We start from the raw sequence: 12,505 nt of genomic DNA, 5'->3' as shown, positions 1-12,505 counted from the left end.
ATACCGGCGGCTTTTTTATATCTGGTGAACGCTTCTCGCTTGCAGCCTGACGTTTTTTGCCCTTGCACCTTTGGGCTAACTTTGGATAATTCGCCTTCCCAAGCCAGCCGGAGAAAGCAGATGACAGATCAACACCCGCCCGTTCAAACCGAGGACGAACTGCGCAAGCGCAAGATCCGCAGCTTCGTGCGTCGGGAAGGCCGCCTGACCAAGGGCCAGGAAAAGGCCCTGGCCGAGCAGTGGCCGGTGATGGGGCTGGAGTTCAGTGGCCGGTTGCTGGACCTGGACGCGGTGTTCGGCCGCAGCGCACCCCGGGTGCTGGAAATCGGCTTCGGCATGGGCGCGTCCCTGGTGGAGATGGCCAAGGCGGCGCCGGAGCAGGATTTTATCGGCATAGAAGTACATACCCCGGGGGTGGGCGCCTGTCTGATGGCGGCCGCCGAGGCCGGGCTGACCAACCTGCGGGTGATGTGCCACGACGCGGTGGAAGTGTTCGAACAGATGCTGCCCGAGCAGAGCCTGGATCGGGTGCAGCTGTTCTTCCCCGACCCCTGGCACAAGAAACGCCACCACAAGCGGCGCATCGTACAGCCAGCCTTCGTGGAAATGGTGCGCAGCAAGCTCAGGATCGGCGGCGAATTCCATATGGCTACCGACTGGGAAAACTACGCCGAACATATGCTGGAGGTGATGCAGGCCGCCCCCGGCTACGCCAACGTCGCCCCCGAGGGAGACTACATGCCCCGGCCCGATTACCGTCCGCTCACCAAGTTCGAGCAGCGCGGCCATCGCCTGGGCCACGGGGTCTGGGATCTGATTTTTAGCCGCACCGCCTGAACTAAAGGATCACCTGTCCTGCCATCATGCCCGCGAAGAAAAGCATCCGGACGGCCGGCATGGTTGGCCGAAGCCGCACTGTCCTTCTGGGCCCGCCTGAACGGGCCCTATTCATTCCCTAATCCCCCTGTGGCGACAACGGCGTGACCGGGGGCGACATCCCTTCCACTCCGCCCCTGGCTGCCTGCTGCCTGAGCAGTGACTCCGCCATCTTCTTGCCGAACAGCTCCATCACCGCCTGCTCGTCTCCTCCCGCCTCGCGCAGGGCGTCGACCATGGCTGCCAGGGTAGGCAGGGTCTTTTCCAGCAACTGTTGCAGATAGTGCTCGGGGCTGACCCGGGTATAGGCCTGGTATTCGGCAAAGAGCGCGCTGGTCGGCTCATCCAGCTTGATGGTGACTTCCTGTGGTGTCGACATAACGCTTCCCTCTAGGAGTGGAATAGTGATGGTTCAGCTCACCAATCTAGGCCCCCCGGTCGCCGGTGGTTAGCGCCAGCACGGGGACGGGGATGGGACCAGCTGGACTCAGCCGGGGTGCCCGACTGGCTCTAATGGGACGGGAGGCCGGGGATTACTCTCGTGTTAACGAGATGTAAACCACGCCGTGGCGCCGGCGTTCGCCGGGCCGGCCAATGGAGACAAGTATTATGGCAACCTTTTCCACCCTGACCGCCATGGGCATCGAGGATCTCGACCAGATCAGCCGCTTCCAGGTCAGGCCGCGAAGCGATCACGATGAACTCAAGGTCTGCTTCGAACGTTCTTCCGGATCCTGCCGGCCGGCCAGCCTCAAGTTTCGCTTTCCCCGCAGCCAAAACCCCGAGGTGCGTATCGCCCTGCAGCAGGCGGTGGAGGAGCTCGGGCAGCTTCTGGAGCGACGCAACACCGATCCCCGGGCGGCCATACTGCGCAGCCTGGAGCAGTTCGAACGGGTAATGGAGGACAAGATGACGGAGATCAAGAGACGGCTGGCGCAACGGCCGGCCTGAGCCGGGTGGCAAAGATCATAAAAAACCACCGGTGTGAGCCGGTGGTTTTTTTGTTCTGCGGGGGACAGCGCCTTACATAAACACGAACTTGGCGATAAAGATGGCGCTCAGGATGTAGACGCTGATGGACACGTCGCGCGGGTGGCCGGTGGCCATCTTCAACACCGTGTAGGTGACGAAGCCCATGGCGATGCCGTTGGCGATGGAGAAGGTCAGCGGCATCATCAGCGCGGTTACCGCGGCCGGGGCCATTTCGGTGAAGTCGTCCCACTCGATCTTGGCCAGGCTGCTCATCATGGCGAAGGCCACGAAGATCAGGGCGCCGGCGGTGGCGTAGGGAGGTATCATGCCGGCCAGGGGAGCCAGGAACATGGACAGCAGGAACAGCGCGGCGATGGTCACGGCGGTCAGGCCGGTACGGCCCCCGGCGGCCACGCCGGCGGCGCTTTCCACGTAGCTGGTTACCGGCGGACAGCCGACGAAGGTGCCGATCACCGAGGAGGCGCTGTCGGCCTTCAGGGATTTCTTCAGCCCTTCGATGCTGCCGTCGGGGCGGCGCAGGTTGGCGCGCTCGGCCACGCCCATCAGGGTGCCGGCGGTGTCGAACATGTTGACGAACAGGAAGGCCAGGATCACGGTGATCATGCCGATGTCCAGCGCGCCCATGATGTCCAGCTTCATAAAGGTGGGCTCGATGCTGGGCGGCATGGCGAAGATGCCGTTGTATTCGACGATGCCCATGAACAGGCCGATCAGGGTTACGCTCAGCACCCCGATCAGCACGGCGCCGAACACCTGGCGATGGACCAGGATGGAGATGATCAGGAAGCAGACGGCGGCCAGCAGGGCGCTGGGCTTGGTGAAGTCGCCCAGGGTCACCAGGGTGGCCGGGCTTTCCACCACTATGCCGGCGGTTTTCAGGCCGATCAGGCCGAGGAACAGGCCCACGCCCGCGGTCATGGCGTAGCGCAGGGATTCGGGAATGGAATCGAGCACCCACTCACGGATTTTCCAGAAGCTCATGGCGGTGAAGATCACGCCGGACCAGAACACGGCGCCCAGCGCCACTTCCCAGCTGTAGCCCATCTCCCCGACCACGGTGAAGGCGAAGAAGGCGTTCAGGCCCATGCCCGGCGCCAGACCGACCGGCCAGTTGGCGTACAGTCCCATGAACAGGGTGGCGATGGCGGCACCGATGCAGGTGGCCACGAACACGGCGCCCGCATCCATACCCGAGGCGGACATGATGTTTGGGTTAACAAAAATAATGTATGCCATGGTGATGAAGGTGGTCAGCCCCGCCACCAGCTCGGTTTTGACCGAAGTGCCGTGGGCGCTTAACTTGAACCACCTGTCCAGCAGGCCCCCGGAAGCCGGGAGGGTTTGAGGTGTTGGCTCATTCTTGATGTGTTCCATGACCAGAAGTCCTCGAGTAGGTTGAGTTGCAGACTGCCAATGCCGCACGATTTTCCTTCGTCCACGGCATTGGCAGGAGCCGTCTGCGACCCGTCAGCTGCCTCTGTAGGTAGAGTAGCTGTAGGGCGCGATCAGCAGGGGTACGTGGTAATGCTCTTCGCCGGCGGCGATCCCGAAGCGGATGACAACGTCGTCCAGGAAGGCCGGCTCGAGCAGCTCAATACCTTGTTTCTTAAAGTAACTGGAGGTGTGGAACACCAGCTGGTATTTGCCGGATACATAGTCGTCACCTGCCAGGATGGGCGCATCGGTACGGCCGTCGTGGTTGGTGTAGACGGTGTTGATCAGCGTGGTTTGCTCGCCTTCAACCCGGTACAGTTCAACTTTGATCTCGGAGCCCGGCAGGCCCTTGGCGGTATCCAATACGTGTGTAGTTAGTTTTCCCATTTTAGTTACCTTGCGCGTGTTACGCGTCTCTGTTAGTCCAAGGTACTGTCTTCGCAGTGCGTCGACAGAATTAATTTTACATCAAGATAAATTCTCTCGTCTACATTTAATTAACAAAAATGTGTACAATGAGCTCGGGCTGCTGTGCCATCAGGCGCCTATCTACCTTGATCGGGTAAGATTGTCTTTGCTTTGGCACTGCAAAGCAAGAATTCCAGACAATATCCGATACAAAAACTAAACCTGTTATTTACATATATTGATTTTATTGTATACAATGAAGTCATCACCATGACCGGCAAGCCCCCTTCACGCTTGTCTCGGCCGGTTTTTAAACTTGCGTTTTCAAGGAGTTTTCCGATGAGCCAAAATAAAGACTATCCCCGTGACCTCATCGGGTATGGAGCCAATCCTCCTCACCCCAAATGGCCCGGTGATGCGCGTGTCGCCATTTCCTTCGTGCTGAACTATGAAGAAGGCGGCGAGCGCAACGTACTGCACGGGGATGGCGAGTCCGAAGCCTTTTTGTCCGAGCTGCCCGGTGCGCAGCCTTGGGAAGGCGTACGCCACATGAGCATGGAGTCGGTCTATGAGTATGGCAGCCGGGCCGGCGTCTGGCGTCTGCTGCGCCTGTTCAAGCAGTACGACATTCCGCTCACAGTCTTCGCCGTGGCCACCGCCCTCGAGCGTTATCCGGAACTGGCCAAGGTGTTCGTGGAGGAGGGGCACGAGATCTGCTCCCACGCCTACAAGTGGATCACCTACCAGTGGATGGACGAGCAGGAAGAACGCGAGCAGCTGTACAAGGCCATCGAGATCATCGAACGCATCTGTGGCCAGCGCCCCCTCGGCTGGTATACCGGCCGCGACAGCCCCAACACCCGCAAGCTGGTGATGGAGGAGGGCGGCTTTATGTACGACTCGGACTCCTATGCCGACGATCTGCCCTACTGGGTCGACAACAACGGCAAGGGTCACCTGGTTATCCCCTATACCCTGGACACCAATGACATGCGCTTCGCCACCCAGCAGGGATTCAACAGCGGCGAGCAGTTCTACCAGTATCTGAAGGATGCCTTCGACGTGCTGTACGCAGAAGGGGCAGAGGCGCCCAAGATGCTGTCCATCGGCATGCACTGCCGCCTGCTGGGCCGGCCCGCCCGCATGGCTGCGCTGGAGCGCTTCATCAAGTATGCCCGCAGCCACGACCGGGTCTGGTTCACCCGCCGCATCGACATCGCCAAGCACTGGCACGAGCATCACCCTTTTAAAGGAAACAACTAATGAGCCGGTTTAAGACCTGTACCCCCAGCACCATGGGCCGCGCCGACTTCGTGGCGGCCTTCGCCGACATCTACGAGCATTCCGCCTGGGTGGCGGAAACCGCCTTCGACCAGGGCCTGAGCGCCGAGGACGACGAGATCGAACGCCTGCATGCCCGCATGGCGGCTGTGCTGCTGGCCGCCGACAAGGACGCCCAGCTGGCGCTGATCAATGCCCACCCGGATCTGGCCGGCAAGGCTGCCCAGCGTGGCGAGCTGACCGAGGCCTCCACCAACGAGCAGGCCGGTGCCGGCATCAACCAGTGCACCCCCGAGGAGTTCGCCCGTTTCACCGAGCTGAACAACGCCTATAAAGAAAAGTTCGCTTTCCCCTTTATCATGGCGGTGAAGGGCTCGAACCGGCATCAGATCCTGGCCGCCTTCGAAGAGCGCATCCATAACGACTATGACGCCGAGTTCGATCGTGCCGTCAAGGAAATCAACAAGATAGCCCTATTTCGCTTGAACGAAATGTAACCGGGCCAGGGGTGCTTCGGCGCCCCGTTTTTTTATCCGTTTTCGGAGGCAGAAATGATCAAAACCCTCAAGATAGAGCCGCTGACCAGGGAAGCCTTCGCACCCTTCGGCGACGTGATCGAGTCCGAAGGCCGCGATTACTTCATGATCAACAACGGCTCTACCCGCCGCTACCACAAGCTGGGCGAGGTGCAGCTGGACGAACAGGGCCAGGGCATCATCAGCATCTTCCGGGCCAAGACCCTGGACTACCCGCTGTCGATAAAGATGCTGGAGCGCCATCCCTTCGGCTCCCAGTCCTTCATTCCCTTGTTCGGTCACGATTTTTTGCTGGTGGTGGCGCCGGTTGGCGACGGCGGCATGAACATAGACCCGTCCACCGTGCGCGCCTTCCGTGCCAGCGGCCGTCAGGGCGTGAACTACCACAGGGGCGTGTGGCACCACCCGATACTGGCGCTGCGCGACGACGATGAGTTCCTGGTGGTGGATCGCAGCGGCCCCGGCAACAACTGCGACGAATTCTTCTTCGACGAGTCCGTCCAGCTGAGCCTGGAACTGGGCTGAGTTTCCCTTTTGCCTGCCGTGTAAAGAAGAGGCGGCTCCGGGCCGCCCCTGACGTCTTCAACGCAACTCATCAAATTCCGCGATGCGCGGATGTCCCCGCCGCTCCAGAAAGCTCAGCAACTTGTCCGGATCCGTCGCCAGTATCCGCTCCCGGGGAAAGTCCAGCTCGGTCACCAGCCGGTGGCAGTGCTCGAACTGGCCCAGGGTGAAGGCCACGTGGGAGTCGGAGCCGAAGGCGAGCCAGGCGCCGCTGTCCCGCGCCGCCGCCACTATGGCCCGACAGTTGGCCTCGCTGCCCTGGCGCGAGTGGTTGAAGGAGGAGTTGTTGATCTCCAGCGCCACCCGGTGTTCGGCCGCCGCCGCCGCCACCGCCGCTATGTCGATGGGGTAGGCCGGGTTGCCCGGATGGCTGATGATGTCCACCTTGCCGCTCTTGATGGCATTGATCATGGCGGTGGTATGACGGGCCCGGTCCGCCGGCGGGAACACCGGCTCGTGGAAGCCGGCCACCACCAGGTCCAGGCAGCCTAAGTAGCGCTCGGGGAAGTCGATCTCCCCCGCCTCGTTCCTGATGTTGGCCTCGATGCCGCGCAGTATGCCCACCCCGTCCACCACCCGGGGCAGCACCCTCATGTTGACGAAGTGCCAGTAGTGGGGGGCGTCGGCCATGTTCGGGCCGTGATCGGTGAGGGCGAACAGCTTGATGCCGCGGGCACGGGCGATGGGCAGGTAGTCGTGCACCGTGCTGTAGGCATGGGTGCTGGCCACCGTATGGCTGTGGGTATCGACGAGATAGGTCATGGGGTTTCTCCCTGAGCGGACTGGGACCAGCATAGCAAAAACCGGCCGGTTGCCGCGACGATGTGGTCATCACAGGAGCCTTGTTCCAGCCGGCACTCCATGTTATTTCTATATGAAAATATTTAACGTAAAGGTGACTGCATGGACGCACTCAAGATAGGCTGGCGCGATCGCCTGCTGATGAACATTTCCCTCAGACAGAAACTGATGCTTACCTGTTACCTGGCTACCCTCGGTCTGTTGGGATTGCTCTACGGCTACTGGCAGCTGTGGCGCGAGCTGGCGGCCCAGGACGGGGCTTCGGCCGGCGGCCTGGGCGGGGTGCTGGCCGCGGTGGCGGGGCTGGTCGTCCTGCTCTGGCTGCTGGCCCGGGCGGTGAGCGACAACCTGCTGCCGCTGCTCGGCCATATCGAGGGCGTTATGGCCCGGGTGGCGACGGGCCGGCTCGAGCAGCGGGTCGGATTTTCCGGCGAGGACGAATTCGGCAAGATAGGCTCGGCCATCGATGCCACCCTGCAGCACCTGTCGGCCACCTTCGAGCTGGTGGAGCGCTCCGCCGGGGTGCTCCACGGCGCGGTGGGCAATATCGGCGAGGCGGTGAGCCAGGCCGGGCAGGAGGTGGGTACCCAGCACCGGCAGGTGGCCCAGTGCCGGCAGACGGTGGCCGAACTCAACCAGGCGGTGCAACAGGTGGCCGCCCACTCCCGCCAGGCGGATGAACTCACCGCCCGTACCCAGGGTGCCGCCCAGGCGGCGGGCAGCCATATGGGCGATGCCATGCAGGGCATGGAGCGGCTGGTGGCCGACACCGAGGAGGCCAGATCCGACTCCCGCGTGTTGGGCGATACCCTGGCGCGGGTGGGCACGGTAGTGGAAACCATCAAGGCCATCTCCGAGCAGACCAACCTGCTGGCGCTCAACGCCGCCATCGAGGCGGCCCGGGCCGGCGAGCAGGGCCGGGGTTTCGCGGTGGTGGCGGACGAGGTACGTACCCTGGCGGGGCGCACCCAGCACGCCACCCGGGACATCCAGCAGATGATCGAAACCCTCAACGAGCGGGTCAGCCGCAGCATAGAGATGATGTCGCGCAACGCCGAGGCCAGCGCCGATGCCGCCACCGGGGTGCGGGCCGGCATGCAGAGCCTGGAGAACATATTGGCGCAGGTGGCCGAACTCAGCAGGATGAACCGGGACATCGCCGGTGCCGTGTCGGAGCAGGAAGAGGCCATGGCCGAGCTGGATCTGAGCCTGGAACAACTGCTGGGCCAGGCTGAGCGCTCGCGCCGCCGGCTGGACACCCTGAGTCGGGACCGGGGCCATGTGCACGAGATCGCCGAACAGCTGGCGGCCAACATGGCCCAGGTGCGGGCCTGAGCCCTTGCGTCCGCCTGGGCGGAACGCCATAATCGGCTTTTTAAAAGCATATTTTGAGGCGGCACATGGTGACCGAACAGCAGGTAAGAGACGCCCTCTGCCGGGTACTGGATCCTGAGGTGGGCGAGAACATCATCGAGCTGGGGCTGGTGTATGGTATCGAGATCAGCGCACAGCGGCTGGCGGTGACCATGACCATGACCTCACCCTCCTGCCCCATGGGGGACTGGATCCGCCAGCAGGTGGAAACAGAGATCAAAACCCTGTGCCGGGACGGGCAGCGGGCCGAGGTCGAACTGGTCTGGCAGCCGGCCTGGGGGCCGGAGCGGATGAGTCCGGCCCTGCGCGCCCGGCTGGGATGGGAGTGAGCGGGCTCAGAGCGGCTGGCCGTTGAACTCTCGCATGAAGATGTCCCAGAACACCAGGAACAGGGCCGCCACCAGGGGCCCTATCACGAAACCGTTGATGCCCATCAGGCTGATGCCACCCAGGGTGGAGAACAGCACCACATAGTCGGGCAGCTTGGTGTCCCGGCCCACCAGCAGCGGGCGCAACACGTTGTCCGCCAGGCCGATCACCAGGGCGCCAAAGGCCACCAGCACGGTGCCGGCAATCCAGGCGCCGGTGGCGTAGAGGTAGAGAGCCACCGGCAGCCACACCAGGCCGGCGCCCACCGCCGGGATCAGCGACAGGAAAGCCATCACCACTCCCCACAGCAAGGGGCCGGAAATGCCCAGTGCCCAGAAGATAAAGCCGCCCAGGGCGCCCTGCACCATGGCCACCAGGATGTTGCCCTTCACCGTGGCCCGGGTCACCTCGGAGAACTTGGCGAACAGCTTGCGCTCGCGCTCGTCCCCCAGGGGCAGGGCCTTGATCAGCAGCTCGGTCAACTGGTGGCCGTCGCGCAGCAGGAAGAAGGCGAGGTAGAGCATCAGCGCCACGTTGACGATAAAGACGAAGGTGTTCTGGCCCGCCACCAGGGCCTTCTCCGCCAGCAGCCGGCTGCCGGCCACCGCCGCTTCCGACAGCCGCTGGCGCAGGTTGTCCATGTCGATGCCGACTCGCTCCAGCAGTTCGGGCAGCAGCGGAAAAGCATTGCGGATCTGCTCCAGCACCCGGGCCGGACTGATCTCGCCCCGGTCGATGCGCTGGTAGAGGTTCAGCCCTTCCTGCACGAAGGAGGTGGCGATCAGCAGCACCGGCAGCACCACTATGACGACGCAGATCAGCAGGGTGAGCAGGGCGGCCCGGTTGGGTTTGGGACCGATCCGGGCCAGTATAAGCTGCTGCAGCGGATAGAAGATGACACCGATGGCGCAGGCCCAGAAGATGGCGCCCCAGAAGGGCTTGAGCACCAGCCCGAACAGCAGGCTGACCAGCAGCAGCATAAACAGAAAGGAGCGTTGTTCCAGTTTTTCGCGCATGGCGAGGGGTTCCTGATGAGGCAGTGCCATCATAGTAAAGAAGCCCGGGCGGCGGCGCCAGCGCTTCCCGGTGGCGGATTTATTGCGCCGGCGCAAGGCGGGCCCGGTTGCGTGCTGGCATCATGGCCGCTCACCGAGGAGGAAAACGCATGCCGATCTTGTTGCTGCCGATGATGGCGCTGCTGCTGCTGGGAGTGGCCGGCGGTGCCTGGCGCCTGGGGGCGGACTGGCTGCCGCTGACCCACACCGGGCTGGTGTACCATGGTGCTCTCATGGTCAACGGCTTCTTCGCCACCCTGATAAGCTGTGAGCGCTGCGTGGCCCATGGCCGGGGTTGGGCCTGGCTGGTACCCGCCAGCGGCATCCTGGCCAGCGCCAGCCTGTGGTGGCGGCCGGAGCTGGCCCCGGCCCTGTACGGCCTGCTGGCGGCGGGGATGACGATATTGTCCTGGCGGCTGTGGCGGCGCCAGCCCCAGGATTTCACCCTGCTGCTGGTACTGGCCTGCGGCGCCCTGCTGCTGGCCAACCTGTACTGGTGGCGGCTGGGTGTCGTCGGTGCGGCCACCGAACGGACCTGGCTGGTGTTCCTGGTGCTCACCATCGCCGCCGAGCGGCTGGAGCTGTCCCGGCTGCTGCCCAAGCCGCTGTGGGCCAAACGGATCTTTATGGGGCTGGCATCGGGCCTGCTGGCCGCGCCCTGGCTGCCGCTCGGCCACCTCTGGCTGGGGGCGGCCCTGGTGGGGCTGGCGCTCTGGCTGCTGCGCTTCGACATCGCCCGCAAGACCATCAAGAGCCGCGGCCTGCCGCGCTATGTGGCCGCCTGCCTGCTGGCGGGCTACGGCTGGCTGGGGCTGAGCGGCCTGCTGTGGCTGGGGGGAGGGGGAGACATGGCGCTGCACGGGATCATGCTGGGCTTTGTGATGGCCATGGTGTTCGGTCATGCGCCGGTGATAGCGCCGGCGCTGCTGAAGATACAGTGCCATTACCACTGGCTGCTGTACCTGCCCCTGGCGTTGCTGCAGCTGGGGCTGCTGGCCCGCCACGACTGGCCCGGGATCAGCGCCCAGCTGACCAGCCTGGCCATACTGGGCTTTGTGCTGACCTTCGTCGGGGTGCAGCTGGCCGGTTATCTGCGGCGCCGTCAGGCGGTGCGGTAGCGCCCCACCAGCTGCTGCAGCCGGGCGGCCAGCTCGCCCACTTCCCGGCTGGTCTGACTGGCCGCCTTTGAGCCGGCATTGGTCTGCTCGGCGATGGCCACTATCTGGTGCACGTTGCTGTTGATGCTCTCCGACACCTGGGTCTGCTCCTCGGCGGCGCTGGCGATCTGGGCATTCATGGTGTTGATGGTGTTCACCGCCGTGCCGATATCGAGCAGCGCCTCGTCGATGCGCCTGGCCTCGGTCACCGTGTGGCTGCTGCGGTCGCGGATACTCTCTATGGCCTGCACCGCCTCCCTGGCGCCCTGCTGCAGCCGGGTGATCATGTTGTGGATCTCCTCGGTGCTGCTCTGGGTGCGGCCGGCCAGGGTGCGCACCTCGTCCGCCACCACCGCGAAGCCCCGGCCCTGCTCGCCGGCCCGGGCCGCCTCGATGGCGGCGTTGAGCGCCAGCAGGTTGGTCTGCTCGGCGATGCCGCGGATCACGTCCAGCACAGAGCCTATCTGCTCCGATTCCTGCCCCAGCCGCTGGATGATGTCCACCCCGCCGGCCACCTGGTGCTCCAGGCCGTCGATCACCGTGATCGCCCCCTGCAGCAGCCGCTGGGCGTCCGTGACCTGGGTTTCCGCCTGCTGGGCCGCGTCGGCGGCGCGGGCGGCGCTGGCCGCCACTTCCTGGGCGGTGGCCGACATCTGGTTCATGGCGGTGGCGAGCTGGTCGCTTTCGTGGTGCTGGCGGCCGATGCCGGTTTCGGTCTCGTCCATAAAGCGTTGCAGCTCGGCGCTGGCCTGCTGCAGGGTATCCGCCGACTGGCGGGTGCTCTGCACCAGTTCGCTGATCTGGCCGGCGAACTGGTTGAAGGAACGGGCCAGGGTGCCCAGCTCGTGGCCATGGTCGGCATCGAGCCGGCGGGTCAGGTCGCCTTCCCCCTGGGCGATGTCCTGCATGGTGGACACCGCCTGGCGGATGGGGGCGTGGATGCTGCGGGCCAGTACCAGGCCGGTGGCGGCGATAAGCGCCAGCAGCAGGGTGGCGGACAGGGCGGAGTTGATCAGGCCCTGGCGCACCGAATGGGACAGTTCCTGCTCCAGCCCGGCGACGGTGGCCTGCAGGTCATCGACATAGAAACCGGTGCCCAGCAGCCAGTCAGTGCCCGGCACCGGGGCGATATAGGCCAGCTTGGGCGCGCCCTGCTGACTGTCGGGCCTGGGCCAGCTGTATTCCACATAGCCGCCGCCCTGACGCCCCAGGGCTACGTATTCCTGCACCAGGTGGCGACCGTCGGGGCTGGAGGCATTGAGGTAGTTGTTGCCTTCCCGGGCCGGGTTGTCGGCGCTGACCACCTGGACGCCCTGGCGGTCGTACACGAAGAAGTAGCCGCTGCCCTGATCGAAGCGCAGCCGGCGCAGTTGATCCTTGGCGGTCTCGACCTCGCCCCGTTGCAGCAGGGGCGTCATACCGCTGATGGCCAGCTCGATATAGTTGGCCAACTGATCCTTGCGCGCTTCGAACAAGGAGCGGTGCAGGCTGTCGCCGCTCAGGTTTTTAAGACGCAGAGATTGCTCCACATTGACCCAGGTGCTGACGGCGGCCAGCAGGGCCAGGGGCAGCAGGGCCAGCAATAGTATTTTTTTCCTGATGGAAAGTCGGTTCATCCTTGATCTCGCTGTATTATTATTTGTTTACATATTTTTAT

The 12,505-nt window shown here is 63.8% G+C and carries 14 protein-coding genes; 8 read left to right on the top strand and 6 right to left on the bottom strand.

Annotation, left to right across the window (positions count from 1 at the left end):
- The first annotated feature begins 120 nt into the window (after positions 1-120).
- The gene (gene trmB / locus ACT7DK_RS17010) at positions 121-837 is read left to right on the top strand and encodes a tRNA (guanosine(46)-N7)-methyltransferase TrmB (protein ID WP_445401243.1); all 717 of its coding nucleotides are present in this window, start codon (positions 121-123) and stop codon (positions 835-837) included.
- A gap of 118 nt (positions 838-955) precedes the next feature.
- Here trmB and ACT7DK_RS17005 read toward each other — a convergent pair whose 3' ends face one another.
- The gene (locus tag ACT7DK_RS17005; RefSeq protein ID WP_445401241.1) at positions 956-1,255 is read right to left on the bottom strand and encodes a hypothetical protein; all 300 of its coding nucleotides are present in this window, start codon (positions 1,253-1,255) and stop codon (positions 956-958) included.
- Positions 1,256-1,485: 230 nt separating this feature from the next.
- On the opposite strand from ACT7DK_RS17005, the gene ACT7DK_RS17000 reads away from it, so the two are divergent.
- Positions 1,486-1,827 (top strand): DUF3461 family protein, encoded by a 342-nt coding sequence (locus ACT7DK_RS17000; RefSeq protein ID WP_445401239.1) that lies wholly within the window; start codon positions 1,486-1,488, stop codon positions 1,825-1,827.
- Between the two features lie 72 nt (positions 1,828-1,899).
- On the opposite strand, the gene ACT7DK_RS16995 is transcribed toward ACT7DK_RS17000, so the two are convergent.
- Both ACT7DK_RS16995 and uraH read right to left on the bottom strand, forming a co-directional pair.
- On the bottom strand, positions 1,900-3,243 hold the full coding sequence (locus ACT7DK_RS16995) for an NCS2 family permease (RefSeq protein WP_445401237.1): 1,344 nt from the start codon (positions 3,241-3,243) through the stop codon (positions 1,900-1,902).
- A 93-nt stretch (positions 3,244-3,336) separates the two neighbouring features.
- Entirely contained in the window at positions 3,337-3,690 is a 354-nt protein-coding gene (gene uraH, locus ACT7DK_RS16990) for a hydroxyisourate hydrolase (RefSeq protein WP_445401235.1), read from the bottom strand.
- Between the two features lie 360 nt (positions 3,691-4,050).
- On the opposite strand from uraH, the gene puuE reads away from it, so the two are divergent.
- From puuE to ACT7DK_RS16975, 3 genes are read left to right on the top strand one after another with little or no spacing between them, the layout of a single operon-like run.
- A complete protein-coding gene (puuE, locus tag ACT7DK_RS16985; RefSeq protein ID WP_445401233.1) occupies positions 4,051-4,974 on the top strand; it encodes an allantoinase PuuE in 924 nt (307 codons plus the stop codon).
- Positions 4,974-5,489 carry a 2-oxo-4-hydroxy-4-carboxy-5-ureidoimidazoline decarboxylase gene (uraD, locus tag ACT7DK_RS16980; protein WP_445401231.1) on the top strand — a complete coding sequence of 172 codons (516 nt, stop codon included), beginning with the start codon at positions 4,974-4,976 and terminating at the stop codon, positions 5,487-5,489. The genes puuE and uraD overlap by 1 nt, the downstream gene beginning before the upstream one ends.
- Positions 5,490-5,543: 54 nt before the next feature.
- A complete protein-coding gene (locus ACT7DK_RS16975) occupies positions 5,544-6,053 on the top strand; it encodes an ureidoglycolate lyase (protein WP_445401229.1) in 510 nt (169 codons plus the stop codon).
- 57 nt (positions 6,054-6,110) lie between these two features.
- Here the strand turns inward: ACT7DK_RS16975 and ACT7DK_RS16970 are convergent, their stop codons facing one another.
- Complete coding sequence (locus ACT7DK_RS16970) at positions 6,111-6,854, bottom strand: phosphatase (RefSeq protein ID WP_445401227.1); 744 nt, start codon at positions 6,852-6,854, stop codon at positions 6,111-6,113.
- A 141-nt stretch (positions 6,855-6,995) separates the two neighbouring features.
- Here ACT7DK_RS16970 and ACT7DK_RS16965 point away from each other — a divergent pair, with 141 nt between their 5' ends.
- Positions 6,996-8,228: a methyl-accepting chemotaxis protein gene (locus ACT7DK_RS16965; RefSeq protein WP_445401225.1), complete on the top strand. Its 1,233-nt coding sequence runs from the start codon at positions 6,996-6,998 to the stop codon at positions 8,226-8,228.
- Between the two features lie 65 nt (positions 8,229-8,293).
- Complete coding sequence (locus tag ACT7DK_RS16960; RefSeq protein ID WP_445401223.1) at positions 8,294-8,596, top strand: metal-sulfur cluster assembly factor; 303 nt, start codon at positions 8,294-8,296, stop codon at positions 8,594-8,596.
- 6 nt (positions 8,597-8,602) lie between these two features.
- Here the strand turns inward: ACT7DK_RS16960 and ACT7DK_RS16955 are convergent, their stop codons facing one another.
- A complete protein-coding gene (locus tag ACT7DK_RS16955) occupies positions 8,603-9,652 on the bottom strand; it encodes an AI-2E family transporter (RefSeq protein ID WP_445401221.1) in 1,050 nt (349 codons plus the stop codon).
- A 149-nt stretch (positions 9,653-9,801) separates the two neighbouring features.
- Here ACT7DK_RS16955 and ACT7DK_RS16950 point away from each other — a divergent pair, with 149 nt between their 5' ends.
- Positions 9,802-10,809, top strand: coding sequence for a hypothetical protein (locus ACT7DK_RS16950; RefSeq protein ID WP_445401219.1), 1,008 nt, complete (start codon positions 9,802-9,804; stop codon positions 10,807-10,809).
- Here ACT7DK_RS16950 and ACT7DK_RS16945 read toward each other — a convergent pair.
- Entirely contained in the window at positions 10,794-12,464 is a 1,671-nt protein-coding gene (locus ACT7DK_RS16945) for a methyl-accepting chemotaxis protein (RefSeq protein ID WP_445401217.1), read from the bottom strand. The genes ACT7DK_RS16950 and ACT7DK_RS16945 overlap by 16 nt on opposite strands.
- Positions 12,465-12,505 lie beyond the last annotated feature (41 nt).

The organism is Zobellella sp. An-6 (assembly GCF_052487945.1).
This window is presented reverse-complemented; position numbering and strand designations above follow the sequence as displayed.